This is a genomic window from Mycolicibacter longobardus (assembly GCF_002102265.1).
Classification (GTDB): Bacteria; Actinomycetota; Actinomycetes; order Mycobacteriales; family Mycobacteriaceae; genus Mycobacterium; species Mycobacterium longobardum.
This window is the reverse complement of the sequence record NZ_LQPG01000026.1, coordinates 136067-159248: the sequence shown is the minus strand read 5'-3', so window position 1 is coordinate 159248 and position 23182 is coordinate 136067. Positions and strand designations below refer to the sequence as shown.

Here is a 23182-nt window from a genome sequence, read left to right as displayed (position 1 = left end):
CACCCCAACTCGACCACGGCCAACCCCGAACCAACCCCTTCCACTTCATCGAAGCCGTCATCGACTACCACACCCGACACACCCCACCCAGCGACGAACACCCACCGCCAACCAACCCCGACGACGACTGGCGCGAAGCTGGGTGATCAGCGCGGCGCGGGCTTGGGCAACGTGCCTGCCGAGACCGGCGGCAGGTAGACACCCACCAGGGTGCGGTGCCACCACGCCCGATCCCGCCGCCGCTCGGCCGGAGTGGTGAACCGGTAGTCATAGATCAACAGCCGCACGAAATGCGGTGGGCTGTCGGGAAAGGGGTTGTGGCGCAACAGCCGTAACGTGTCCCGGTCGTTGCGCAGCAGGCGCTCCAGCAGCGCGTCCCGCCATGGCAGTGCGTACCGCGGCGACAGCGCGGCGAACCACATCAGCCAGTCCAGGCGCAGATGATAGGGCGCCCACTGCCGCGGAAGCCGTTCCACCGCACCGGGTTTGCCCTTGAACTGGTATTCCCGCCAGACCGTCTGGTCGATGATCTCGGTCTCCGCGGTCCCCTCGATCACCATTTCTCGGCGGGAGCGGCCGACGGTGCCGAACGCACCGTAGGTGTTGACCAGGTGAAGCGGATTGAAGCTGGCGTTCATTCGCTGATGGCGCGACGCCATGTTGCGCACCGGCCAGTAGCTCAACACCAGCACCGTCGCGGTGAAAGCCAGCACCAGCGCGGTGAACCAAACCGGCGGGCCGGGCATCACCGGCGGCTGCAATCCCACCGCGCTGAACCAGGATTCGTCGAGCGCGCCGGCGGCCAAGATGATCGTGAGCCAGTTCAGCCAGGCGAAGTTGCCGGAGGCCACCAGCCACAGCTGGGTGACGATGATGATCGCGGCGGCGATCCCGGCGATCGGCTGCGGGGCGAACAATCCGAACGGCACCAGCAGCTGGGCGAAGTGGTTGCCGGCGACCTCGATCCGGTGCAGGGGTTTGGGCAGGTGGTGGAAGAACCAGCTCAGCGGACCCGGCATCGGCTGGGTCTCGTGGTGGTAGTACAGGCAGGTCAGGTCCCGCCAACAGGAGTCACCGCGCAGTTTGATCAGCCCGGCCCCGAACTCGATCCGGAACAGCAGCCAGCGGGCCAGCCACATGACCAGCACCGGCGGCGCGACGCGGTCGTTGCCCAAAAAGACGGCCAGAAATCCGGACTCCAGCAGGATCGACTCCCACCCGAACGAGTACCACGTCTGTCCGACGTTGACGATCGACAGGTACAGCGCCCACAGCAGCAGCCAGATCACCATCACCGCCCACAGCGGCACCAGCTCTCCGGCTCCCGCCACCAGGGCCGCCGCCAAACCCGCCCCCAGCCAGCACACGCCGGCGAAGAACCGATCCGAATAGTGCAGATGAAAAATGCTGGGCGTCAACCGAAACGGGTGCCGCCGCACAAACCGCGGTACCGGCAGCATGCCGTGTTCGCCGATCAGCGCGCGGAACTGGCGTGCGGCGGCGACGAAGGCGATGACGTAGACAGCGGCGATCCCACGTTCGAGCACCAACCGGCCCAGCCAGTACCCGGATCCGCCGAACCACGCCCAGTCTGTGTTCACACCCGCAACTCCTCGGTGTGATGTTCATACCACCGCAAGCGGGAGGAATCAGTCGGTTGACAGTGCCCGCAGCAGCAGATGCATGGCCACCGTCGTCGAGCGTTCCCGGACGTCGGCCCGGTCCCCCGGCAGCCGGGTGGTCCGGGTGAGCATCCGGCCGTCACCCAGCGCCACGCAGAAGCACACCGTGCCCACCGGTTTGTCGGGCGTTCCACCGTCGGGCCCGGCGATGCCGGTGATGGCGACCGCGGTGTCCGCGGCAAAGCGGTGCAGCGCACCGGCGGCCATCGCCTCAGCCACCGGCTCGGAGACCGCGCCGTGCTCGGCGATCAGGGCCGCGTCGACGCCGAGCAGATCCACCTTCGCGTCGTTGGAGTAGGACACCACGCCGCCCGCCAGGTAGGCCGAGGCGCCCGGCGGGTCGGTCAGCCGGGCCGCCAGCATGCCGGCGGTGCAGGATTCGGCGGTCGCGATCTGTCGGCCCGCCAACAGTCTCGCTACCAGATCATCGACCCGCGAACCATCTTCGGAGAAGATCGCCCGGGCGTGCCGTTCACGCAGCAGCGCCAGCACCTCGGCATAGGCGCCGGCGGCTTCGGGTTCGTAGCGAGTGACGATCTCGAGCTCGCCGCGCCGTAGGCAGGTGGTGATCTCCAGCCGATGGAAACCGTCGACGACCTCTTGAGCGTGCCGCAGGGTGTCGGCCAGGCCGGATTCGGGCAGACCGAACATCCGCACCGTCTGCTGCTCGTAATGGGTGCGGCCGGCGATCGCGTCCTGCACCGCAGCGGTCGCTATCGCCTTGTGCCACATCGGTTGCAGTTCACGAGGCGGCCCCGGCAGCACCATCACCGTCGGAGTGCCCGGCACCACCACACCGGGGGCCGTGCCCACCGGATCCAGGATGGTCGCACCGGCGGGGACCATCGCCTGCTTGCGATTGGCCGCCCGGACCGTCGCGAAATCCGGGGCACCCGGACCCGTGAATCGCGCCATCATCGGTTTGATGATCGCCGCGATCCGGGCTTCCAGCTCGGCGTCGAGGACGACGTCGCGGCCGCAGAACCGGGCGACGGTGTCGACCGTCAGATCGTCGGCCGTCGGCCCCAGACCGCCGCTGGTGATGATCAGATCCACACCCTCGGCGGCCAGGAACCGCAGTTGGCCCTCGATATCCCGGGGCCGGTCGCCGCAGATCGTGATGTGCGCCAGCTCGACTCCCAGTTCAAGGAGTCGATCGGCCAGCCACGGTCCGTTGCGATCGGTAATCCGGCCGGTGAGTACCTCGGTACCGGTGACGACGATTCCTGCGCGTGCGCTCACCGGTCCGAGGTTACGCAGTCCGTCTCAAGGCCGGAGTCAGGGCAAGCCGGGAATCAGCACGACTTCCATCGGAGTCACCGGCGCCACCGGAGCCGACGGCAGGTAACCGGTGGGAGCGAACGCCGTCGGCGTCGCCGCCACCGGTGCACTACCGCCGAAGTTCGGCATCGGGAACGGCAGCACCGAGCTCAGACTGTCCGGAAGGCTCGACAGTCCGGGCAGGCCGGTGGCGGAGGTGGCCGCGGTCTGCGCACCCGGTGCCTGCGGGACGTTGAGGGTGGCGGTGGCGATCGGCGACTGCCCGGGCGTCGCGGCCGGGGCCAGTGTGGTGCCGCTCAGCGCGGACGTGGTGGTCTGCAGCAGTTGCTGCGGGATGCTCGTCGACTGTGCGACGACCTGCTCGACCACGCCGGGCAGGCCGGGGTTGATCGGCACGGTGTCGGCGTTGGCGGTGGCGCTGGACGCCAGCGCCGCCAGGAACAGTCCCGCGGCGGCGCCGGCCGCGACGGTGAGGCAATTACGGATTCGTGACATGGCTTCTTCCCCATCCCAGTAACAACAAGGTCGGGACTGAAGTTAGCCGTGTGAAAAATGTTGCCCGTGTGACACGAGGGGCGGTTATTCAACCGTTGCGAACCGGAGCCGCCCCGGTTATCGAGCCGGCGTCAGCGGGCCAGCCAGCTCTGAACCTTCGCGAGGTCAGTGGTGTAGGTCAGCAGAATCGAATCCTCGTAGTGGGATCCGCCGTTGAGGGTGCCGCTGTCGCGCCATATCGCGTGAACGTGGTAGACGCCGCGGCTGTAGATGTCGACACGCTCCCGCTGGGTGCGCCGCCAGCCGGACTGCTCGGCCCGCTCGGACAGAGCTTCCCGCGCGTCGGTCGCGGTGGTCTCATTGGTCATGCAGGCGGCCCTCTTTTCGCATAGGCCGAACACGCTATCAGCTGCCGAATTCGTCATCCGACGGCGCGGCGCGTGACCACGCGCGCACGGCCCGTCGACGTAACATCGACGCCGATGGCCGCCCTACCCCGCGATCTGATCGCCGACCCGATCGCCGACGTGACCCGGACCGAGCCGGGCGCTCGGATCGGGGCGTTCTTCGACTTGGACGGCACGCTGGTGTCCGGGTTCACCGCCACCGCCCACGCCGGTGACCGGATCCGCAGGCGCCAGGCCCGGGCCGGTGAGGTGCTCGGGGTGGTCGAGGCCGCTGTGCGATACCGCCTAGGCCGCATGCAGTTCGAGCGGCTGCTGGTGCGTGCGGCCGGGTACCTGCGCGGCGAGTCCATCACGGTGCTCAACGACGTCGGCGAACGGCTGTTCGCCGACCACATCACGTCCCGGATCTACCCGCACATGCACGAGATCGTCCAGGCGCACCAGCAGCGCGGCCACACCGTCGTGCTGAGCTCCTCGGCGCTGACCATTCACGCCGAGCCCGTCGCCCACTTCCTGGGGATCGGGCAGGTGCTGTGCAACCGGTTCGAAGTCGACGAGCGGGGCGTCCTGACCGGGGACATCATCAAACCCGTGGTGTGGGGGCCGCAGAAGGCCGCCACCGTGCAGGCGTTCTGCACCGGCAACGGGATCGACCTCGCCCAGAGCTTCTTCTACGCCGACGGCGACGAGGATGCCGCCCTGATGTCGCTGGTGGGCCGGCCGCGGCCGGTCAATCCACGGCCCGGGCTGGCGACGCTGGCCGCCGAGCGCGGTTGGCCGGTGCTGCATGTCACCGGCCCCAGCCGGAGCACCGGACGATCCCTGCGCCGCGCGGCCGGGTTCGGCGTGGCGGTGTTGCGGGCCGTCACCACGCGCTGAGTACCCCGCCGAGCGCACCCCCGCTGACCGAATACACGATTGCCGGTAGTGTTACGTTTCACCAGCCCACCGAAGGCCGACTGGCCTCGTGATGCTGCGTCTGGTACTTAATTAGAACACGTTCCACTTCAATCAGCCGCCCCGTGAAGGAGTAGGTCATGCACACTCCCCTCTGCGACGAACTCGGCATCGAGTTCCCGATTTTCGCCTTTACCCACTGTCGCGACGTGGTCGTCGCGGTGAGTAAGGCCGGCGGGTTCGGAGTGCTCGGTGCTGTCGGTTTCACGCCGGAACAGCTGGAGATCGAGCTGAAGTGGATCGACGAGAACATCGGGGACCACCCCTACGGCGTCGACATCGTCATCCCCAACAAGTACGAGGGGATGGATTCCGGGCAGTCCGCCGAGGAGCTGGCCGAATCACTCCGCAAGCTGGTGCCCCAGCAGCACCTCGACTTCGGCAAGAAGCTCCTTGCCGACCACGGTGTTCCCGTCGAGAACGCCGACGACGACAGCCTGCAACTGCTCGGCTGGACCGAAGCGACCGCCACGCCGCAGGTCGAGGTGGCACTGCAGCACCCGAAGGTGACGATGATCGCCAACGCGCTGGGGACTCCCCCGGCCGACATGATCAAGCACATCCACGAGGCGGGCCGCAAGGTGGCCGCATTGTGCGGCTCTGCCTCGCAGGCGCGTAAGCACGCCGCAGCCGGTGTGGACATCATCATCGCCCAGGGCGGCGAGGCCGGCGGCCACTGCGGCGAGGTGGGCTCGATCGTGTTGTGGCCCGAGGTCGTCAAGGCGGTGGCACCGGTGCCGGTGCTGGCCGCAGGTGGCATCGGCAGCGGTCAGCAGATCGCGGCGGCGCTGGCGCTGGGCGCCCAGGGCGCGTGGACCGGTTCCCAGTGGCTGATGGTCGAGGAGTCCTCGAACACCGAGGCCCAGCACGCGGCGTACATCAAGGCCGGCAGTCGCGACACCGTCCGCAGCCGATCCTTCACCGGCAAGCCGGCCCGGATGCTGCGCAACGACTGGACCGAGGCGTGGGAGCAGCCGGAGAACCCCAAGCCGCTGGGCATGCCGCTGCAGTACATGGTCTCCGGGATGGCGGTGCGGGCCACGAACAAGTACCCCAACGAGAGCGTCGACGTGGCGTTCAACCCGGTGGGTCAGGTCGTCGGCCAGTTCACCAAGGTGGAGAAGACCGCGACCGTCATGCAGCGCTGGGTGCAGGAGTACCTCGACGCGACCAGCACCCTCGAAGCGCTCAACGAAGCCTCCGGCGTCTGAGCTGCCTACGGCTCGGCAGCCAGAAACGGTTGCGCGGCAAGCGCGTAGAGGCCGAACGCCGCGAACGGCGCCAGCAGCGGTAGCCAGGGCAGGCTCCATGGGAACACCGTCGCGACCACCCCCGCGACGGTGAACCCGAGGGCGAAGGTCACGGTCGGGACCGTCACCGTGCCGACGTGGCGCAACACCAGGTAGCCCACCGCGGCGAGACCGGCCACCGCCGCCGACACCGTCGACGGGTCTGTGAGGCCGATCGCGACGACGGCGAGCAGCACCGCGACCGTCGCCGCCGGCCGCCACCACAGCCCGACCAGCACCGCGCCGACGGCCAGCAGCGCCGCGCCCGCGGCCATGCCGGAGGCATTCGCACCGGCGGCCGCCGCCATCGCCAGCCCACACATGCCGGAGGGCACCAGCGGTAGCGACGTGGCGACGCCGGCCGAACGCGCCATCACCGCACCGACGTAGGACGACGCCGCTGCGTGGCCACCCGCATCGCCTGCTCCAGGGGCTGCTGATCAGGCCACGAGGCGACGTCGACACCGATCGTGGCCATATCCCGATACATGGCGGCGCGCTGCAGCGTCCAGATCCGGGACACCAACGGATCCGGTTCGTGCTCGAACGGTGAACCGGCCAGCACGTCGACCGCAAGCACCACGTGCCCGCGTTTACGCAGGTCGGTCAGCGCCAGGGTGAACTCGGTGTCCAGCAGGGTGGAGAACGCGATGATCAACGCGCCCACCGGTACCGCCGCCCGGGGCGCGAGCGTTCCGGTGGTGGTCTCGAACCCGTCTCCGGCGCCCAGGACCGTATCGACGATGCGATAGAACTGGCGCTGCCCGATCTCCGCGCCGACCCAGCGCGGGCGTTGGCCACCGAGTACGACGATCCCGGCGCGGTCGCCGTTGCGCAACGCGGTCTGCACCACCTGCGCCGCGCCGAGCACCGATCGTTCGGTTGCCACGGTCGCCGGGCCGCGGGGCTGGTCGGAGGCGTCGATCAGCACCACCACGTCGGCGGCACGGTCGGTCAGCCGCTGGGTCACGTGCAGGCTGCCGCGCCGAGCGCTGACCGGCCAATTCACCGAGCGCAGCGGGTCGCCGGGAACGTAGGCGCGGATGTCGGCGTACTCCACACCGCGGCCCGCGTGCCGGGTCAGGTGGGTGCCGACCCGGTCGAGCAACTCACTGCGCGGGACCGGTGTGGACTGCGGCGGCGCCAGCGGGAACACGGTGACCTCGGCGACCTCGACGGTGGCGGTCCCGGCCAGCAGCCCGCCGCGCCCCACGGTGCCCACGGTCGCCCGAATCGGGTAGCGGCCCCAGCGTTCGGCGGTGACGGTCAACGATTTTCGGCACCCGGACTCGGCTGCGTTGTCGACGGTCTGCAAAGTCAGCGCCGGATCCGCCGGCATCACCAGGCTGATTGGGGTCGCGTCGCGGGCCGATGTGGTTGCGACGAGCGCCAATTCGACCGGTTCGGCTTCGAAGCAGCGTTGCACCGGCGGCGTGGCGCGTACCCGGATCGCCGGTACCGGTGGCTGCCGGCCGAGTGAGCACAGCGCTCCGAGCAGCGGCGCGGCGAAGGCGATCAACTGCCAGCGCGATCCGCCCACTGCGACCACCAGCGCCGCTGCGGCAGCGGTGGCCATCGCCTTCGCCAATGGTGAGGCCCGCCAGCGCAATACAACCTCGATGTCGGGGCTCACGTCGATGCCGCATCCGGTGTTCGCGGTACCGGTAGCCGTCGCAGCAGCTCGTCCACCACATCCGAACCCTGGACGCGCCGTACCCACATCTCCGGCCGCAGCGTGATCCGGTGCGCGATCGCCGACGTGGCCAGCGCTTTGACGTCTTCGGGGATCATATAGTCGCGGCCGAGCAGCAGTGCCCGAGCCCGGGCGAGTTGCACCAGGTCGAGTTCCGATCGAGGGCTGGCGCCCACCGCCACCTGCGGGTGGTGTCGTGTTCCGGCCGCCAGCGACACCACGTAGCGCAGTACGTCGTCATGCACGCTGACCTGTTCCACGGCTTCGCGCATCGCGATCAGGTCGTCGGCGTCGATCACCTTGCGCACCGTCGGCAGGGCGGCACCCCGGTCGAGGCGCCGGCGCAGCATGGCCGCCTCCCCCTGCTCGGAGAGGTAGCCCAGGCGCAACCGGATCGCGAATCGGTCCAGCTGGGCCTCGGGCAGCGGGTAGGTGCCCTCGTACTCGATCGGGTTGTCGGTGGCCAGCACGATGAACGGCGACGGCAAGCGGTGGGTGTGGCCGTCGATGCTGACCTGGCCTTCGGCCATCGCCTCCAGCAGGGCCGCCTGGGTCTTGGGCGGGGTTCGGTTGATCTCGTCGGCCAACACCAGGTTGGTGAAGATCGGCCCGCGCCGGAATTCGAATCGCCCCGCGGACATGTCGTAGACGGTGGTGCCCAGCAGGTCGGCGGGCAGCAGATCCGGGGTGAACTGCACCCGAATGAAGTCCAGTCCCAGCGCCGATGCGAACGATCTGGCGATCAAGGTCTTGCCCAGGCCCGGCAGATCTTCGATGAGCACATGGCCGCCGGCGAGCACGGTGGTCAGAATGAGGGTGAGCGCGGCCCGCTTGCCCACCACGGCCCGCTCGATCTCGTCGAGCACCGCGGTGCAGCGTTCAGCGGTGGTTGCCGCCCCGGACAGCCCGGTGCTCATCGCTGCTCCAGCCGGCACAGAATCTCTTCCAGCACAGCGCGTCCCGGGCCGCGACCGCGGTCGCCGCCGGGCGCGACGTTGCCGGGGTCCACCCATGGCCACAGCTCGTCGCCGAACAGCATCGCTCCGGTGGCGCGGAACGCCGCGGGATCGGTTGTTCTCCGCGCGCCGGTGGAGAGCTCGAATCGGCTGGCCAGGATCGGCCGCCAGCGCCGATCCCAGTCGGCCCTCGTCGATTCCGACCATCGGATTCGGGCTTCGGTGCCCGACAGCCACTGCCGCAACGACTCGCCGCGCTCATCGGTGGCCACCGGATCCGGGGCCGAGTCCGAGCCGGCGGTGGTCAACAGGCGCCGGATGCCGATCAACGGCAGCGCGACCGCGATGCCGGTCACCCACAGCAGAAGGTGGCGCTGGTGGGTCATCAGCGCCACCGTCTCTGTGACGGTGACCAGCAAGATACCTTGCAGAACAAGACTTTTCATCTTTGACTCCGCAACTCGTCGAGCACCAGCCGCAGCGCGGCAACCGCGTCTTCGCGGTGCCGCTCCGTCATCAGGTGTGCGCTGAAGCGCGCTTCGGTGAACAGCTCCACCAGCCGGGACGCGTTGTCCGCGGGCAGGGCGTGGTGTTCGACGGCCCGCGCCAGCACTTCGGTGGGGGTGTCGAAGTCCCGCGGTGCGACGTCGGGGACGGTGCCCAGGTGTTGTTCCATCACCGCGTAACAGGAGATGATCGCCTCCCGGGGCCCGCGACCGCGATCAGCGACCCGGCTCAGACCGAGTTCTGCCGCCTGCGCCAATGTTTCGCCCGCATCCGGCGCGGCGCCGACCGCCGGAACCACCGCTGTTTCGGGCGGCCGAGGGTCCGGGCGCCGGGTGCGGGTGGCGACCACCACGATGGCGATCAGCGCCAGCAGCATGGTGGACAGCGCCAACAGATATCCGGATCCGGCACCGGCCGGCCCGCCGGGGGTCGATGGCGGCGCGGTGCCCGGGGTTCCCGGGGCCGCGGGCGCCGTCTCTCGTGACCCGAAGAGCTCGACCGGGATGGCGAACCGGAGCGCCCCTTCCAGGTTCGCCAGCAGCAGGATCGTCAGCAGCCACAGTGCCAGCCCGGCCAGGATTATCAGCACCACCCGCCACGGCGGCCGCTGTGGTGCGGCCCCCGCTGTCACCGACAGCTGGCCGATGCTGCCGGCGGCCGCGCGCTGATGGCGGGCGCGGTGAACGACGGCGACGATGATCGCGGCGGTGGAGATCGCGAGCAGTGCCACAAGAACGATCGGTTCCACCGGGCCTGCGGTGGCCTCCGGGCGAGGACCCCGCGTGGTACCGGGCAGGTATCCGCGAGTGGCGGCACCGGTGACGAGCAGCAGCGCGATCAGGGCGATCATCCGCACGGTCGTCCTGTCGCTACCGGCTGTCACCGGAATTCCCGCCGTCGCCGCGGCATTCCCAATAGTGGCATGCCGAGACCGTGAGCGGCCAGGATCAGGACCGGGATCCTGCGCTGCTCACCCGGACTTCTCGTCGTGCCCGCCGAACTGCTTGCGCATCGCCGAGAGCACCTTCGCGCCGAACTCGAACAGATGGCGCGAGGCGAAACGCGCGTACAGGGCGGTGGTCAGCACCGGTGCGGGCACGCCCTCGTCGATCGCCGCGATGACGGTCCAGCGACCCTCCCCGGAGTCGGAGACCCGCCCGGCGAATTCCTCCAGCGCCGGCGATTTCTGCAGGGCACTGGCGGTCAGGTCCAGCAGCCAGGAGCCGATCACGCTGCCGCGCCGCCAGACTTCGGTGATCTGCTCGATGTCGAAGTCGTACCGGTAGAACTCGGGATGGGTCAGCGGGGCGGTCTCGGCGTCACCCTGTTGATCCTGTTTGCCGATGTTGGCGTGGTGCAGGATGTTCAGGCCCTCGGCGATCGAGGCCATCATTCCGTACTCGATGCCGTTGTGGACCATCTTCACGAAGTGCCCGGCTCCCGACGGGCCGCAGTACAGGTAACCGTTCTCGGCCTGGGAGATCTCGCCGTCGCGGCCCGGTGTGCGCGGGGCGGCGTCCACCCCCGGGGCCACGGTGGCGAAGATCGGCTCGACCTGATCGAAGGCGGCGCGGTCTCCGCCGACCATCAGACAGTAGCCGCGCTCGCGGCCCCACACCCCGCCGCTGGTCCCGCAGTCCAGCAGGTGGATCCCCTTGTCCCCCAGTAATTTCGAATGCGCGATGTCGTCACGGTAGTAGGAGTTGCCGCCGTCGATCACGATGTCGCCGGCCGTCAGCGTACCGGCGAGCTCTTCGATGACTCCGGTGGTGACGGCACCGGCCGGAACCATCACCCACACCACGCGCGGGGCGGGCAGCTTGGCCGCCAACTCGGCCAAGGACGACACTCCGGTGGTGTTCGCCTCTGCCGCCAGCGCGGCGACCGCGTCGGGGTTGTGGTCATAGACGACGCATTCGTGACCCCCGTCGGCCAGCCGCCGAACGAGATTGGCGCCCATTCGGCCCAGGCCGATCATCCCCAGGCGCATCGTGCCGCGCTCGTTCTCGCGGTCAGCCGACCTGGGCGATCCCGGGCGGGAAGTAGGGGCCGATACCACCGGTGTAGATGCCGGGCTGCCAGCCCCGCGCACCCAGGCACAGCAGCGGCAACCCGTCGGGCGACTGCGCGGCCGACTGCGGATTCGGGCACGGCGAGCCGATTTCCTGCACCCCGTACAGCGGGTAGGAGATCTGCCAGAACCCGGTGTCCTTGGGCGGCCACTGGTTGGCGATGAAATGGCATGCCAGCGCCTGGCCGTTGGGGCCGTGGCCGTAGATGAAGCGCTCCCAGCTGAAGCACGCATCCCCCTGGCGCTGGCCATCGACCATGCCCGGCACGTCACCCGGGTAGGCACCGGCGGCCGGTGCGCCGGTGACGGCTGCTGCCCCCGCGGCGGCGGCGATGAAAGCAGCTGCGGCTAGTTCACGGATCATTCGTCAGAGCCTAACGGGTGGCCGCGGCGGGCCATCGCGAATCCGCCGAATGCCGGCCCAGCAGGCCCGCTGGCTTGATGGCGGCGCGGCTTCGCCGCGATTGCGATCGCCGCTAGAGTGCCGCAGGTGGCTGGAAAGCAGTGGCGGCTGGACCCATCGCACGGTCGGATGCTGATCGGCACGGACGTGGCGGGGCGAGCCGCGAAGATGGGCCACCGGCTCACGATCGAGATGGAACGCTGGCAGGCGACCGTGGCCTGGTCCGGCGACCGGCCGACCGCGGTGAACCTGACCGTCGAGGTGGATTCGCTGCAGGTGCTCAACGGCGAGGGCGGGCTCACCCCGCTGACCGCGCCGGAGAAGACGCTGATCCGCGGCAACGCCCTCAAATGCCTCGACAGCAAGAAACACGGCATCATCCGGTTCGGGTGCAACGACATCGAAGCGACGGATGACGGGTATCGGTTGACCGGCGACCTGGAGATCCGCGGCAAGGCCAAGCAGCACGTCATCGAGGTGCGGGTGACCGGTAACGGTGACTCGTGGCAAGTGGACGGCAGCACCGTGGTGCGACACAGCGACTTCGGCGTGCGGCGCTATTCGATGTTGATGGGGGCGATGCAGGTCGCAGACGAGGTGACGGTGTCCCTGTCGGGGACTGTTTCCGCCGACGAGATCCGCGGGGCCTGACTCAGCGCCCGGGCAGACCGTTGAGGTGTTCCCGGACGCGGTCCAACAGTGCCGGGACTCGGCCCTGCGGCGGTGCCGGCGGGTCCGGGTTCGCCTCCGGCGCGTCCCACAGCGAACCGAACTCGGCGGGCTCCTCCGAGGCCCCGGGCATCTGGTCCGGTGGGACCGGAGCCGCAGCTGGCGGCTGCGCCGGGGCGGCCGCTGGCGGGGCGGCGGGAACGGCGACGCGCGCCACGGTCACATGCGCGGGCGGCTGCGGATGAGGGGCGTCCCTGCCGGTTCCCAGCTGCAGGCTCAGTGCGGCCGACACCGACGCGACCAGCGTCACCGCTCCCCCGGCCAGCATCGTCAGCGCTCCGGCATACGACAGCGACATGGCACGCCTCGGGCCGAGGTCGCCGCTTTCCCAGCCGGCTACGGTCGCCTCAAGCGCCGGGCCGGTCAGTTCGGAATGCGGCGCCAGGGCCAGCGCAGCCCCCCGAGCCAACGCCTGCTGGGCGCCGCCCTGGACGAAGACCGGTACCGAAAGCTTCGATTCCAGCCGGCGTGCGAGCCGGTCCATGCCGCGCATCGAACCGGCCACCATCAGCAGTTCAGGTCCCTGGCCGCCCGCGCCCAAGGTGTCGACCAGCCAGCTGATCACGTCGTCGGTACCGCCGATCGGGCTGACGGTGACGATCGGGTCGGCGGAATCGGAGTCGTCGAGCAGGACCAGAGTGGCCAAGCCGGGTTCGACGACGCATACCGCGGTGCGTTCGCGCTGTAATCCGATGCCGGCGGTCAACGATGCGGCCGCCTGGCTGAATCGCACCGGTACCACGTGATCGAAGCCGGCGTCGGCCAGCAACTCCAACAACAGCGCGGCCCCGACGGCCGCTTCGTCGCTCCAGGTCACAGCCACACCGTGCAGCCGTTCGCCGCCGGCGGCCAGCATGGTGCGTGCCCGAGCGGCCAGGGCCGACGCCGAAGCGGCGAGATGCGACACGTCCAAGCCGGCATCGCCGCGGCTGACACCGACCTCGTCACCGGAAAGCGCCGGGGCGCCCGGAACGCCACTGCCGTCGGCCATCACCCAGCCGATGGTCGTCGGCGTCAACGCCAGCCCCAGTACCGTGTCCAAAATCGCGCGCCCCAATCGTCCTGATCTGCGATGTCACCGCGTCGGCGGAGCGCCTTCGCCTCACCCGTGGAGGGAATCGGCGGGCACGGAGCGGACCCGGGGACAGCTCAGGACAGTGTGGTCTTGTCGGCTTACCGCAGGCGAGCCTACGCGTGTCGTCCCGCAAGTCCTAACCGGGTCCGGGACGAAAATCGGGTATGCTATATGCGGGTCGGATCCCGAGACGGCCGCTGGAGTTGCGGATTGCGGCCGTTGTTGCATGTAAGGACCGATATGGCACCGGCGGCGCGTGCGTTGCGCCGCAATCGACGCAAGTGACGTTCCGCAGCAAGACGACAAGGGGCAGGAATGACTGACGTGACCAAGGGGATGCGCTGGGCACGCCGACTTATGGTCGGCGCTGTGGCTGCCGCGGCGCTGCCGGGCCTGATCGGCCTGACCGGTGGCGAAGCGACCGCATCTGCGTTCTCCCGGCCGGGTCTGCCGGTCGAATACCTGCAGGTGCCCTCGGCGGGCATGGGCCGCGACATCAAGGTCCAGTTCCAGCCGGGCGGTTCCGGTTCCCCGGGCCTGTACCTGCTGGACGGCATGCGGGCCCAGGACGACTACAACGGCTGGGACATCAACACCCCGGCGTTCGAGTGGTACCTGGACTCGGGCATCTCGGTGATCATGCCGGTCGGTGGCCAGTCCAGCTTCTACAGCGACTGGTACAAGCCGGCCTGCGGCAAGGCGGGTTGCTCCACCTACAAGTGGGAGACCTTCCTCACCAGCGAGCTGCCGGCCTACCTGGCCTCGGAGTACGGCGTGAGCCAGAGCCGCAACGCTGCGGTCGGCCTGTCGATGGCCGGTGCGTCGGCGATGACGCTGGCCATCTACCACCCGAACCAGTTCACCTACGCGGGTTCGCTGTCCGGCTACATCAACCCCTCTGACGGCAAGAGCTGGATCGGCCTGGCCATGGGTGACGCCGGCGGCTACAAGAAGGAAGACATGTGGGGCCCCGACAGTGACCCGGCATGGGTGCGCAACGACCCGACGCTCAACGTCGACAAGCTGGTGGCCAACAACACCCGCCTGTGGGTCTACTGCGGCAACGGCCGTCCGAACGAGCTGGGCGGCGACAACCTTCCCGCCACCTTCCTCGAGGGCAACTTCATGATCGGCCAGAACAAGAGGTTCCAGGAGCTCTACACCGCGGCCGGCGGCAGCAACGCGGTGTTCAACTTCCCGGACTACGGCACGCACAGCTGGGAGTACTGGGGCCAGCAGCTGCAGGCCATGAAGCCTGACCTGCAGAGCCACTTGGGCGCGGGCTAAGCGCCTGAATCGACGCACCACTGGGCCCCATCCGATTTCCGGATGGGGCCCAGTGCTTTGTTGTGTGGGGTTACCCCGCCCCCGCGGACGTGATTGGATCAGGGCATGCAGGGTTCGGCGACAGTTCACATGGCAGCCCCGGCCGAGCGGATCTGGAATCTGGTGGCCGACGTCCGCAACACCGGGCGGTTCTCCCCGGAGACCTTCGAGGCCGAATGGCTCGACGGCGCCACCGGCCCGGAGGTGGGCGCACGGTTCCGTGGGCATGTCCGGCGCAACGGGATCGGCCCGGTGTACTGGACGACGTGCCGGGTCACCGAGTGCGAGCCGAACCGGGTGTTCGCCTTCGCGGTGCTCGCCGGTGATCGTGAAGTGAACCGGTGGCGCTACGAGCTGACCCCTACCGCGAACGGCACTGACGTCACCGAGTCTTTCCGGCTGGCCGACTCTTTCCTGACCAGCGTGTACTACTGGGTGTTCGGTGGTTTTCTGCGGCAGCGCAACAACATCCGTGACATGCGCCGCACCCTGGAACGCATCCGGGATGTCGCAGAGCAGGAGCAGTAGAGCGGCCCGCCGGCTCTGAGTTCAGTCCAGGCTGTCGGGGTCTGTCAGCGGCAACAGCAGGAACGACGGGGTGGGTCCACCCTGGTGCACGTGGTACAGACCGCCGGTCAGCGCCTGGCGCGCCGGCGCAGTAGGTACCAGGTGCGGGAAATCGTAGGTGGTCAAGGTCAGTCGCAGCCGGTGCCCCGGCGCGATCAGCGCCGCGGTGGGGAAGATCTCGATGTCGTAGCGGGTCAACTCCCCCGGCTCCACCGGCCGTACCGCGGCGCGGGTGCTGATGTGATGCGGGCGCAGCACGGTGCCGTCCGGCAGGTACCAGGTGCGGTCCGGGTCCAGGTCCCGGTGTGAACCGAGCAGGGCGCCCATGGTCAGCGGGCGGTTCACCCCTTCCGGTGCGACGTCGTCGAGGTGGGCGACCCACAGGGTCTCGGTGGTGTCGGCCGTTGCCTGCACGGTGAGCGTGATCGGCCCTGCGATCAGGACCGGCGAGTCGAATGCCTCGGTGGTGTAGGTCAGCGCACCCCGTTGCACCCGGCGATTGTCCTGATCGTGCCGGGTGCGGCCGCCGGCCGTCGACGTGACGAAACTGTTCAGCCCCAGGGCCCACTGTTCCAGGCTGCGCCCGGATATCGGACCGCGCGAGCGGTACGGCAGCGCGGCCAGGGTCTGCTCTTCGGGGGCGTCGGCGTCCAACCGGCCCGCATGGGCCAGATACAGCCGGGTCGGCGTGGCTTCCGGGACCGGATACTCGCGGGTGAGATACCAGCGGCGATCGCCAATCGCCTGAAAGGTGAACGGAGGCCCGGAGATCTCCGCGGCCGCATCGTCTTTCAGCCAGTAGTCGAACCAGCGCAGCTTCAGATCCAACAGGTGCAGACCGTCATAGTCCGACACGTGGTACCACGGCCCCATCAGCAGCTTGACCCGGTCGGTCAGGGGTTGCCCGGACTGCATCGGAGCATCCACCTGCCGGCCGGTGTACGCGTTCTGCAACCCCACATAGTTCAAGGGTGCACCGCGTTGGAACGCGTCGTGCCAGCCGCCCGTCAGAAAGACGGCCACATTGTTGGCCGCGATCTCGGGCAGCACCAGGTCGGGACGCATGGTGTCCCAGAACGGCCCGTCGTAGGCGGCATCACCGCCGGTGCGCGCCTCGGCGACCAGCGGCCCGAAGTAGCCGCGCTGGTCTCTGCCACGCTGGCGCACCGCGGCCCGCCCACCGGCACGCGGCCGCGGATGCCGGCCCGGAGTGACGAACTCCAGCGTCGGGTTGATCACGTTGAGCAGCCTGTACACCGAGCCGTAGGCACTCACGGTGCGCAGGTGCGGCGTGCCACCCATGGCGGCGGCATCCCGGTAGAAGTCGTTGGCGGCCATCACCGGGAAGATCGCCTTCAGCGGTGAATCGGGGCCGACCGCGGCCGCCGTGAACAGCTGGTTGATGGCCAGGTAGGAGATGCCGAACATGCCGACTCGGCCGTTGGCGTTCGGCAGGGTCGACGCCCAGGTGACCAGCTCGACGCCGTCGCGGGTCTGGTCCGGGCCGAACATCTCGAACGAGCCTCCGGACGCCCCGGTGCCGCGGACGTCGACCATCACCTCGATGTAGCCCCGCCGGATCAGATGCGGCGAGGGGCCTCCGCCGAGCTGCGCGGCCGGTGGCGGTGCCAATTTGCCGTAAGGGGTGATCGACAGCAGCACCGGAAACGGCCCGGCGGCCGGCTTCCCGGTCTCGGGGTCGGTGGGGTAATGGACATTGGCGCGCAGTACCACGCCGTCGCTCATCTCCACCGCTACGTTGCGGTGTATCCCGACGCCGTAGCGCGCAGGCGGGGCGGTCCACGGCGGGTTCAGCGGCGAGGCGTTCTCCTTGCGGGTCCGGGTGGCGCCCACCCTGCGCACCGCGATGCCGGCAGCCCCCACCGCAGCGGCTGACGCCAGCACCAGCCCGACTTTGCGCACCGACCGTCGATCAGCCATGTCCACCTCCGCACCAGACTCTAAACGTGCACCCATCCCGCGCGGACGCCTGTCTGGAGCCGGCGTATATTCCCGCTTGTGATGTCGTACACCGGAACGCGGTATCGGCATGGCGACTGACGTCAAACAAACCGTCACAGGGATGTGGGCGGCCTTGTCACGTCGCGACTGGGATGCGGTGAAAGCTTTTCTGGCAGAAGACTGCATCTATGTCGACATGCCGGTGGGCCCGGCCGCAGCCGCCCGCGGCCCGGGCGACATCGTCAAACGCCTCAAGGTCGGTCTGGAGCCGCTGGCCGGATACGAGAACCATCCGGGGCTGCTCGTCGCCGAAGGCACCGACGTCCTCTACGAACACTCCGAAACCTGGAACTGGGCCACCGGCGAAACCGCACTGCTGCGGTTCGTCACCGTGCACAAGGTCGTCGACGGCAAGATCACGCTCTGGAAAGACTATTGGGACATGGCAGGTCTGACCGCCCACGCCCCACCGACCTGGCTGGAGGACCTGGCGAAGGCCGACATGTCGTGGGTGTTCGACGCCACCGGCCTTATCTGAGCGCGGAATCCACCCGGCTGGGCAGGGTCAGGGCGCAAGCCTGACCGATGTCCAGAGTGCGCAGCAGCCGCCCCATGCCCAGCCAGAGTGCGCACGACAGCGCGAGGTCGGCGAGCAGTTCGTCGCTGAAGTGCTCTGCGCACCGCGCCCAGAAGTCCTCGTCGTCCCGCAGCGCGGTGTGGTCGGTGGCGAAGCGATGGGCGAACTCGGCCGCGAGCCGTTCCTGGGGGCTGTAGCCCGGCCAGGTGCGCCACTCCGACGCGTGCTCGTAAAGGTCTTCGCTGACCCCGGCCGCCGGGCCGTCGGCGTCGCGGGTGTTGACGCACGCCGTGCACTCGTTGTCGAAGGCGATCACCATCCGGGCCAGCTCCCGAGTGCGCATCGGCAGTCGGCCCCGGCCGTAGACCGCGGCGCTGAATCCGCCTATCCCGGCGGCGAGTTCAGGTGATTTGGTCGTCCAGCCCATCACGTCGTCTGCGGCGAAATCCCCGATTCGGCTCATAACTTAGGAATCCTAGCGGCGGTCGCAAGGGCAGATCAGGACGGCGGGCGGGAGACACACTGCGCCGAGTACAGCGCCTCGCCCAGTTTGTCCATCAGCTCCAGCTGGGTTTCCAGGTGGTCGATGTGGGATTCCTCGTCGGCGAGGATGGTCTCGAGAATCTGGGCGGTGGTGCTGTCCTGCTTCTCACGGCACATGACGATGCCGGGCCGCAGCCGGTTGAGCACGTCGATCTCCAGAGCCAGGTCGCTTTCGAACTGTTCGCGCAGGGTCTGCCCGATGCGCAGGGACCCGATGCGCTGATAGTTCGGCAGGCCGCCGAGCACCAGGATCCGGTCGGTGACCGACTCGGCGTGGCGCATCTCTTCCATCGACTCGCCGCGGGTGTGGCCGGCCAGCTCGGTGAAACCCCAGTTGTCCTGCATCTTGGCGTGCAGAAAATACTGGTTGATCGCGGTGAGTTCGCTGGTCAGCTGGTCGTTGAGCAGTTTGAGAACCTCGGGGTCGCCTTGCATGATCTCTCCTCTGATGTGAAGAACCTCGCATGCCAGCCGCGACGGACGGAGCTTGAGTGATCGCCGTAACGCGCCCGAATTCAATCTAATGCAGGTAACCGGCCGCAGTGGGGTGTTTACCCGTGTCTCGGCGCGCCGAATCGCCGCACCTTGATCGGGTCGTCGGGCGAATGTCGGATCGCCGTAGGATTCCGGACCCATGCAAGGTGCGCTTTACTTAGGTTAGACTCTACTAACATGAGACTCGTTTCGCCCGGCAATCGTGTCGGCATTTTGGGCGGCGACATGTCTCATCGCGAGGATTCCCATTCGCTGGTGCTGGCGCTGGACTACCGGGTCGATGACGTCGATCGGACGTGGGCCCTGATCCGCAACGATCACTCTCCGCTTCTCGGACTCGGGGCCCGCCATGCGGTGCTCTACACCTCGGCGTTCGAGCCGGACCGGGTCCTGGTCACGATCGGCCTGCGGCACCGCGTCTCGGTGCAGGAGCTGTTGCGCTCCCCCGCATTGTTCGAATGGTTCGACCGCTCCGGGGTCAACGATCTGCCGGCGATCTTCGCCGGCGAGGTCACCGAGAAGATCAATCTCTCCCCGGCCGGCCCCGAACAGCACGGTTCTGAGGTGATCGTCGGCGTGGTCGCCACCGTCGCCGATCCCGCGGAGCTGCTGGCCAAGGTGCATGCCGGGCTGGACCGGTTCGCCGATGCCGGGGTGCGCAAAGTGTGGATATATCAGGCAGTCGACGACGGGCATGAGGTGATGACGCTCCTGGAAACCGACAGTGCGGCAAGCGCACAGCGCTGGATCGATCACCCGGACACCGCCGCGGAGTGGATGGCCGGTATCGGGATCGGCGGTTACCCGCGACCGTTCGTCGGGAAGTTCGCCGCCGCAATCGATCTGACGACGCCCGCGGGCCAGGGTCTTTAGGGATACCGCCATGTATGTGTGCCTGTGTGTGGGAGCCACCAATCAGATGGTGTCGGACGCTGTCGCCGCCGGCGCGTCGACGTCGAAAGAGGTCGCCGCGATGTGCGGTGCGGGCGGCGATTGCGGCCGGTGCCGGTGTACGGTCCGCGGCATCATCGAGGCCACCCTGGCTGCGACGCCCGCCCGTCCGGGCGACGGCGCGCTGCGGCACCTCACGCTGGACGTGACCCCGGTCGGCTCACACTGATCAGCGCATCCGCCGCCCGGTGAATTCGGCCAGCGCCTCGGCGTTGGCCTGTCCGCCCAGAAGTTGGGCGAAGAACGCGTTCTCCCGCTCCACCGCGGCCAGCGTCTCGGCGCGGGTGGGCTCGACCATGGCGCTCTTCACCGCCATCAGACTCGAAATCGGCCGGGAGGCAAGGACGTCCGCGTGCCGACGAGCTTCGCTCAGTAGCGCGTCGGGCTCGCAGACGCCGAATACCAGGCCCATCCGCAGCGCCTCGTCGGCATTGATCCATTCCGAGGACATCAGCAACCAGGCGGCGTTCTGCCGTCCGATCAGCTGCGGGAGCAGGTAGGACGACGCGGCTTCCGGCGCAACCCCCAGACTGGTGAACGGGCATTTCAGCCGGGCCGTCGACGACATGAATGCCAGGTCGGCGTAGCCGAGGATGGTCGCTCCGATGCCCAGACCGACCCCGTTGACCGCGCAGAGCAGCGGTTTGGGAAACCTTCCCAGCGCCGTGATGAGACCGCGGAAACCGTGCTTTCCCGGGGTGAAGTCCGGGTCGGTCACCATGGCCTGCATCTCGGCGAGGTCGGTTCCGGCGCTGAATGCCCGCCCAGCTCCGGTGATCAGCACAACCGCGACCTCCGGGTCGTCGGCGGCGGCCAGCAACGCCTCGGCGGTGGCGTCGTAGAGCGCTTCGTTGAATGCGTTGAGCGCGTCGGGACGATTCAGCGTCAGCGTCCGCACCCGGTTCTCGTCTTCGATCTTGAGGATCACCCGTGCAGCCTAAACGCCGTTCATGCGGCGTCCCAGCTTCACCTCTCCTCCGTCGAGCCTCGCTGAACCGCCGCGCCACGCTACTGCACCCGGTCGACCTGGTGTACCCCGCCGATCACGTCGCCGATGATGCCCGCCAGCCGCCGGTAGGACTCCTCACGCCCGCTGGAGGTGCGAAACACCAGCCCGATCCGCCGGCCCGGCCGGGGCGCGGCGAAGTAGGCGAGCGCCAGTCCGCTGCGTTCGGCCTCGACCGCCACCGCGGTCTGCGGGATCAACGTCACGCCCAGCCCGCCGGTCACGCACTGGACCGCGGTGGCCAGCGATGCCGCCCGGGTGTTGGCCAACTCAGCCCGCACCCCCGCGTTGCGGCAGATGTCCAAGGCCTGGTCCCGAAGGCAGTGGCCCTCGTCGAGCAGCAGCAGCGGCAGGTCTGCGAGCGCGGTGGGCGGCACTCGCCGCTTGCCGGCCAACGCATGCCCGGGCGGCAGTGCCAGGACGAAATCCTCGTCATAGATCGGTATTTCAGTCATCCCGGCGGCGTCGGCCGGTAACGCGAGCAACGCTGCGTCCACCGCGCCCTCGCGCAGCCCGGTGAGCAGCCGTTCGGTCTGGTCCTCGATCACCCGCAGGTTCAGCTCCGGCAGGCGTTCCGACAGACCGGCCAGCACCGCCGGCAGCACATAGGGCGCCACGGTCGGGATCAGGCCCAGCCGCATGGTGCCCTGCAACGGGTCGGCGACCCCGGCCGCGGCGGCCGAGAACTGCGCCGCGGCGTCCAGCACGGCATGAGCATGAGGCAGCAACGCCTTGCCCTCGGCAGTCAGGAACACCCGGCGTGTGGACCGCTCGATGAGCTGGATCCCCAACCCGGCCTCCAACGACGACAATGCCTGCGACAGTGTCGACTGACTCAGGCCCAGTCCTGCCGCCGCCAGGCTGAAGTGGTGCTTCTCGGCGACCGCGGCGAACGCCCGCAAACCGGCCAGCGTCGGCTGATAGGTTGCATCGGTCATGCCGATAATTATAGTGCAAAATATCACCTTTCGTTTTTAATTCGGATGGGGCAGTATGGAGCGTGCGGGCGTCCAACGGCGCCCCGAATGCGAATCTCATACACAAGGAGTGACATGGCACTGCTGACCATCGGCGACCAGTTCCCGGCTTACAAGCTGACCGCCCTCATCCCGGGCGACCTGTCGAAGGTCGACGCGAAAGGGCCGGACGACTACTTCACCACCATCACCAGCGACGACTACGCCGGCAAGTGGCGCGTGGTGTTCTTCTGGCCCAAGGACTTCACCTTCATCTGCCCCACCGAGATCGCGGCGTTCGGCAAGTTGAACGACGAGTTCGCCGATCGCGACGCCCAGATTCTCGGCGCTTCGACCGACAACGAGTTCGTGCACTACCGGTGGCGTGAGCAGCACGAGGACCTCAAGACGCTGCCTTTCCCGATGCTGTCGGACCTCAAGCGCGAGCTGGCCGAGGCCACCGGTGTGCTCAACGCCGACGGCGTCGCCGACCGAGCCACCTTCATCATCGACCCCAACAACGAGATTCAGTTCGTCTCGGTGACGGCGGGATCGGTGGGCCGCAACGTCGACGAGGTGCTGCGGGTGCTCGACGCGCTGCAGTCCGACGAGTTGTGCGCCTGCAACTGGAAGAAGGGCGAGGCCACCCTGAACGTCGGTGAGCTGCTCAAAGAATCCGTCTGATCGGAGTTCGCATGAGCATCGAGAATCTCAAGGAAGCACTCCCGGAGTACGCCAAGGACCTCAAGCTCAATCTGGGTTCGATCGCGCGCTCCACCGTCCTGAACGAAGAACAGCTCTGGGGCAGCCTGCTGGCCAGTGCCGCTGCGACACGCAACGCCACGGTCTTGGCCGAGATCGGGGCCGAGGCCGCCGACAACCTGTCGGCGGAGGCCTACCAGGCCGCCCTGGGTGCAGCATCGATCATGGGTATGAACAACGTGTTCTACCGTGGCCGGCACTTCCTGGACGGCGCCTACGACGACCTGCGGGCCGGGTTGCGGATGAACATCATCGGCAACCCGGGGGTCGACAAGGCGAACTTCGAGTTGTGGAGCTTCGCGGTCTCGGCGATCAACGGTTGCCAGGCGTGCGTCGCCTCCCACGAGCATGTCGTCCGCGAGGCCGGCATCGGCCGCGAGGCGGTGCTGGAGGCGCTCAAGGTCGCCTCGATCGTGGCCGGGGTGGCGCAGGCGGTCTTCGCCGCCGGCGCCGACCCAGCCGCGTCGTCGTGATCAGGTCCTGATCGGCGCG

General features: G+C 68.4%; 27 protein-coding genes. 10 read left to right on the top strand and 17 right to left on the bottom strand.

Features of this window, described 5'->3' with window-relative positions; translation table 11 throughout:
• Nucleotides 1-146 precede the first annotated feature (146 nt).
• The 4 genes from AWC16_RS14505 to AWC16_RS14490 form a co-directional block, all read right to left on the bottom strand.
• A complete protein-coding gene (locus AWC16_RS14505) occupies nucleotides 147-1601 on the bottom strand; it encodes a lipase maturation factor family protein (RefSeq protein WP_085265439.1) in 1455 nt (484 codons plus the stop codon).
• Between the two features lie 48 nt (nucleotides 1602-1649).
• Entirely contained in the window at nucleotides 1650-2924 is a 1275-nt protein-coding gene (locus AWC16_RS14500) for a competence/damage-inducible protein A (protein WP_085265438.1), read from the bottom strand.
• A gap of 36 nt (nucleotides 2925-2960) precedes the next feature.
• The gene (locus AWC16_RS14495) at nucleotides 2961-3458 is read right to left on the bottom strand and encodes a hypothetical protein (protein ID WP_085265437.1); all 498 of its coding nucleotides are present in this window, start codon (nucleotides 3456-3458) and stop codon (nucleotides 2961-2963) included.
• Nucleotides 3459-3589: 131 nt separating this feature from the next.
• Nucleotides 3590-3826: a hypothetical protein gene (locus AWC16_RS14490; protein WP_085265436.1), complete on the bottom strand. Its 237-nt coding sequence runs from the start codon at nucleotides 3824-3826 to the stop codon at nucleotides 3590-3592.
• A gap of 114 nt (nucleotides 3827-3940) precedes the next feature.
• Here AWC16_RS14490 and AWC16_RS14485 point away from each other — a divergent pair, with 114 nt between their 5' ends.
• Entirely contained in the window at nucleotides 3941-4744 is an 804-nt protein-coding gene (locus AWC16_RS14485; protein ID WP_085265435.1) for an HAD family hydrolase, read from the top strand.
• A gap of 158 nt (nucleotides 4745-4902) precedes the next feature.
• Nucleotides 4903-6033: a nitronate monooxygenase gene (locus AWC16_RS14480; RefSeq protein ID WP_085265434.1), complete on the top strand. Its 1131-nt coding sequence runs from the start codon at nucleotides 4903-4905 to the stop codon at nucleotides 6031-6033.
• A gap of 5 nt (nucleotides 6034-6038) precedes the next feature.
• On the opposite strand, the gene AWC16_RS14475 is transcribed toward AWC16_RS14480, so the two are convergent.
• The 7 genes from AWC16_RS14475 to AWC16_RS14445 all read right to left on the bottom strand — a co-directional run bounded on the left by AWC16_RS14475 (nucleotide 6039) and on the right by AWC16_RS14445 (nucleotide 11702).
• Nucleotides 6039-6485 carry a hypothetical protein gene (locus AWC16_RS14475; protein ID WP_085265433.1) on the bottom strand — a complete coding sequence of 149 codons (447 nt, stop codon included), beginning with the start codon at nucleotides 6483-6485 and terminating at the stop codon, nucleotides 6039-6041.
• Nucleotides 6485-7687 carry a DUF58 domain-containing protein gene (locus AWC16_RS14470; protein ID WP_109561423.1) on the bottom strand — a complete coding sequence of 401 codons (1203 nt, stop codon included), beginning with the start codon at nucleotides 7685-7687 and terminating at the stop codon, nucleotides 6485-6487. The genes AWC16_RS14475 and AWC16_RS14470 overlap by 1 nt, the downstream gene beginning before the upstream one ends.
• 53 nt (nucleotides 7688-7740) lie before the next feature.
• Nucleotides 7741-8721: an AAA family ATPase gene (locus AWC16_RS14465; RefSeq protein ID WP_085265431.1), complete on the bottom strand. Its 981-nt coding sequence runs from the start codon at nucleotides 8719-8721 to the stop codon at nucleotides 7741-7743.
• Nucleotides 8718-9206, bottom strand: a complete 489-nt coding sequence (locus AWC16_RS14460; protein WP_085265430.1) for a hypothetical protein — start codon at nucleotides 9204-9206, stop codon at nucleotides 8718-8720. The genes AWC16_RS14465 and AWC16_RS14460 overlap by 4 nt, the downstream gene beginning before the upstream one ends.
• Nucleotides 9203-10150: a DUF4129 domain-containing protein gene (locus AWC16_RS14455; protein ID WP_308213330.1), complete on the bottom strand. Its 948-nt coding sequence runs from the start codon at nucleotides 10148-10150 to the stop codon at nucleotides 9203-9205. The genes AWC16_RS14460 and AWC16_RS14455 overlap by 4 nt, the downstream gene beginning before the upstream one ends.
• 87 nt (nucleotides 10151-10237) lie before the next feature.
• Nucleotides 10238-11326, bottom strand: a complete 1089-nt coding sequence (gnd, locus tag AWC16_RS14450) for a phosphogluconate dehydrogenase (NAD(+)-dependent, decarboxylating) (RefSeq protein ID WP_420094302.1) — start codon at nucleotides 11324-11326, stop codon at nucleotides 10238-10240.
• Nucleotides 11280-11702, bottom strand: coding sequence for a hypothetical protein (locus AWC16_RS14445; protein ID WP_085265427.1), 423 nt, complete (start codon nucleotides 11700-11702; stop codon nucleotides 11280-11282). Before AWC16_RS14445 ends, gnd begins: the two co-directional genes overlap by 47 nt.
• Nucleotides 11703-11819: 117 nt before the next feature.
• Here AWC16_RS14445 and AWC16_RS14440 point away from each other — a divergent pair, with 117 nt between their 5' ends.
• Nucleotides 11820-12392 carry a YceI family protein gene (locus AWC16_RS14440; protein WP_409370667.1) on the top strand — a complete coding sequence of 191 codons (573 nt, stop codon included), beginning with the start codon at nucleotides 11820-11822 and terminating at the stop codon, nucleotides 12390-12392.
• Between the two features lies 1 nt (nucleotide 12393).
• Here AWC16_RS14440 and AWC16_RS24375 read toward each other — a convergent pair whose 3' ends face one another.
• A complete protein-coding gene (locus AWC16_RS24375) occupies nucleotides 12394-13512 on the bottom strand; it encodes a DUF7159 family protein (protein WP_085265426.1) in 1119 nt (372 codons plus the stop codon).
• 348 nt (nucleotides 13513-13860) lie between these two features.
• Between AWC16_RS24375 and AWC16_RS14430 the strand changes: the two genes are divergently transcribed.
• Both AWC16_RS14430 and AWC16_RS14425 read left to right on the top strand, forming a co-directional pair.
• Entirely contained in the window at nucleotides 13861-14832 is a 972-nt protein-coding gene (locus AWC16_RS14430) for an esterase family protein (RefSeq protein ID WP_085265425.1), read from the top strand.
• A gap of 105 nt (nucleotides 14833-14937) precedes the next feature.
• A complete protein-coding gene (locus AWC16_RS14425) occupies nucleotides 14938-15399 on the top strand; it encodes an SRPBCC family protein (RefSeq protein WP_085265424.1) in 462 nt (153 codons plus the stop codon).
• Nucleotides 15400-15420: 21 nt separating this feature from the next.
• Here AWC16_RS14425 and AWC16_RS14420 read toward each other — a convergent pair whose 3' ends face one another.
• Nucleotides 15421-17184, bottom strand: a complete 1764-nt coding sequence (locus AWC16_RS14420) for a CocE/NonD family hydrolase (RefSeq protein ID WP_234812278.1) — start codon at nucleotides 17182-17184, stop codon at nucleotides 15421-15423.
• Nucleotides 17185-17488: 304 nt separating this feature from the next.
• Between AWC16_RS14420 and AWC16_RS14415 the strand changes: the two genes are divergently transcribed.
• The gene (locus AWC16_RS14415) at nucleotides 17489-17938 is read left to right on the top strand and encodes a nuclear transport factor 2 family protein (protein ID WP_085265423.1); all 450 of its coding nucleotides are present in this window, start codon (nucleotides 17489-17491) and stop codon (nucleotides 17936-17938) included.
• Here AWC16_RS14415 and AWC16_RS14410 read toward each other — a convergent pair.
• Nucleotides 17931-18440 carry a carboxymuconolactone decarboxylase family protein gene (locus AWC16_RS14410; protein ID WP_085265422.1) on the bottom strand — a complete coding sequence of 170 codons (510 nt, stop codon included), beginning with the start codon at nucleotides 18438-18440 and terminating at the stop codon, nucleotides 17931-17933. The two genes, AWC16_RS14415 and AWC16_RS14410, sit on opposite strands and share 8 nt — an antisense overlap.
• Before the next feature lie 35 nt (nucleotides 18441-18475).
• On the bottom strand, nucleotides 18476-18955 hold the full coding sequence (bfr, locus tag AWC16_RS14405; protein WP_085265421.1) for a bacterioferritin: 480 nt from the start codon (nucleotides 18953-18955) through the stop codon (nucleotides 18476-18478).
• Nucleotides 18956-19240: 285 nt separating this feature from the next.
• Between bfr and AWC16_RS14400 the strand changes: the two genes are divergently transcribed.
• Nucleotides 19241-19888 carry a fatty-acid--CoA ligase gene (locus AWC16_RS14400; RefSeq protein ID WP_085265420.1) on the top strand — a complete coding sequence of 216 codons (648 nt, stop codon included), beginning with the start codon at nucleotides 19241-19243 and terminating at the stop codon, nucleotides 19886-19888.
• A 10-nt stretch (nucleotides 19889-19898) separates the two neighbouring features.
• Nucleotides 19899-20135, top strand: a complete 237-nt coding sequence (locus tag AWC16_RS14395; protein ID WP_085265419.1) for a (2Fe-2S)-binding protein — start codon at nucleotides 19899-19901, stop codon at nucleotides 20133-20135.
• Here the strand turns inward: AWC16_RS14395 and AWC16_RS14390 are convergent, their stop codons facing one another.
• Together AWC16_RS14390 and AWC16_RS14385 are read right to left on the bottom strand one after the other, a co-directional pair.
• Entirely contained in the window at nucleotides 20136-20894 is a 759-nt protein-coding gene (locus AWC16_RS14390) for an enoyl-CoA hydratase/isomerase family protein (RefSeq protein ID WP_085265418.1), read from the bottom strand. It lies immediately after the preceding gene.
• Between the two features lie 80 nt (nucleotides 20895-20974).
• The gene (locus AWC16_RS14385; protein WP_085265417.1) at nucleotides 20975-21910 is read right to left on the bottom strand and encodes a hydrogen peroxide-inducible genes activator; all 936 of its coding nucleotides are present in this window, start codon (nucleotides 21908-21910) and stop codon (nucleotides 20975-20977) included.
• 114 nt (nucleotides 21911-22024) lie between these two features.
• Between AWC16_RS14385 and AWC16_RS14380 the strand changes: the two genes are divergently transcribed.
• The gene (locus AWC16_RS14380) at nucleotides 22025-22612 is read left to right on the top strand and encodes a peroxiredoxin (RefSeq protein ID WP_085265416.1); all 588 of its coding nucleotides are present in this window, start codon (nucleotides 22025-22027) and stop codon (nucleotides 22610-22612) included.
• A gap of 11 nt (nucleotides 22613-22623) precedes the next feature.
• Nucleotides 22624-23163, top strand: a complete 540-nt coding sequence (gene ahpD, locus AWC16_RS14375) for an alkylhydroperoxidase, AhpD family (RefSeq protein ID WP_085265415.1) — start codon at nucleotides 22624-22626, stop codon at nucleotides 23161-23163.
• Nucleotides 23164-23182: the final 19 nt, after the last annotated feature.

Bases quoted from the DNA above. Each gene is read 5' to 3' on its own strand.
- AWC16_RS14480 (WP_085265434.1), top strand. From the start codon at position 4,903: ATGCACACTCCCCTCTGCGACGAACTCGGCATCGAGTTCCCGATTTTC.
- bfr (WP_085265421.1), bottom strand. From the start codon at position 18,955: ATGCAAGGCGACCCCGAGGTTCTCAAACTGCTCAACGACCAGCTGACC.
- AWC16_RS14430 (WP_085265425.1), top strand. From the start codon at position 13,861: ATGACTGACGTGACCAAGGGGATGCGCTGGGCACGCCGACTTATGGTC.
- AWC16_RS14420 (WP_234812278.1), bottom strand. From the start codon at position 17,184: ATGAGCGACGGCGTGGTACTGCGCGCCAATGTCCATTACCCCACCGAC.
- AWC16_RS14465 (WP_085265431.1), bottom strand. From the start codon at position 8,721: ATGAGCACCGGGCTGTCCGGGGCGGCAACCACCGCTGAACGCTGCACC.
- AWC16_RS14460 (WP_085265430.1), bottom strand. From the start codon at position 9,206: ATGAAAAGTCTTGTTCTGCAAGGTATCTTGCTGGTCACCGTCACAGAG.
- AWC16_RS14425 (WP_085265424.1), top strand. From the start codon at position 14,938: ATGCAGGGTTCGGCGACAGTTCACATGGCAGCCCCGGCCGAGCGGATC.
- AWC16_RS14490 (WP_085265436.1), bottom strand. From the start codon at position 3,826: ATGACCAATGAGACCACCGCGACCGACGCGCGGGAAGCTCTGTCCGAG.
- AWC16_RS14470 (WP_109561423.1), bottom strand. From the start codon at position 7,687: ATGGCCACCGCTGCCGCAGCGGCGCTGGTGGTCGCAGTGGGCGGATCG.
- AWC16_RS14475 (WP_085265433.1), bottom strand. From the start codon at position 6,485: ATGGCGCGTTCGGCCGGCGTCGCCACGTCGCTACCGCTGGTGCCCTCC.
- AWC16_RS14495 (WP_085265437.1), bottom strand. From the start codon at position 3,458: ATGTCACGAATCCGTAATTGCCTCACCGTCGCGGCCGGCGCCGCCGCG.
- AWC16_RS14415 (WP_085265423.1), top strand. From the start codon at position 17,489: ATGGCGACTGACGTCAAACAAACCGTCACAGGGATGTGGGCGGCCTTG.
- AWC16_RS14380 (WP_085265416.1), top strand. From the start codon at position 22,025: ATGGCACTGCTGACCATCGGCGACCAGTTCCCGGCTTACAAGCTGACC.
- AWC16_RS14485 (WP_085265435.1), top strand. From the start codon at position 3,941: ATGGCCGCCCTACCCCGCGATCTGATCGCCGACCCGATCGCCGACGTG.
- ahpD (WP_085265415.1), top strand. From the start codon at position 22,624: ATGAGCATCGAGAATCTCAAGGAAGCACTCCCGGAGTACGCCAAGGAC.
- AWC16_RS14410 (WP_085265422.1), bottom strand. From the start codon at position 18,440: ATGAGCCGAATCGGGGATTTCGCCGCAGACGACGTGATGGGCTGGACG.
- AWC16_RS14400 (WP_085265420.1), top strand. From the start codon at position 19,241: ATGTCTCATCGCGAGGATTCCCATTCGCTGGTGCTGGCGCTGGACTAC.
- AWC16_RS14445 (WP_085265427.1), bottom strand. From the start codon at position 11,702: ATGATCCGTGAACTAGCCGCAGCTGCTTTCATCGCCGCCGCCGCGGGG.
- AWC16_RS14385 (WP_085265417.1), bottom strand. From the start codon at position 21,910: ATGACCGATGCAACCTATCAGCCGACGCTGGCCGGTTTGCGGGCGTTC.
- AWC16_RS14395 (WP_085265419.1), top strand. From the start codon at position 19,899: ATGTATGTGTGCCTGTGTGTGGGAGCCACCAATCAGATGGTGTCGGAC.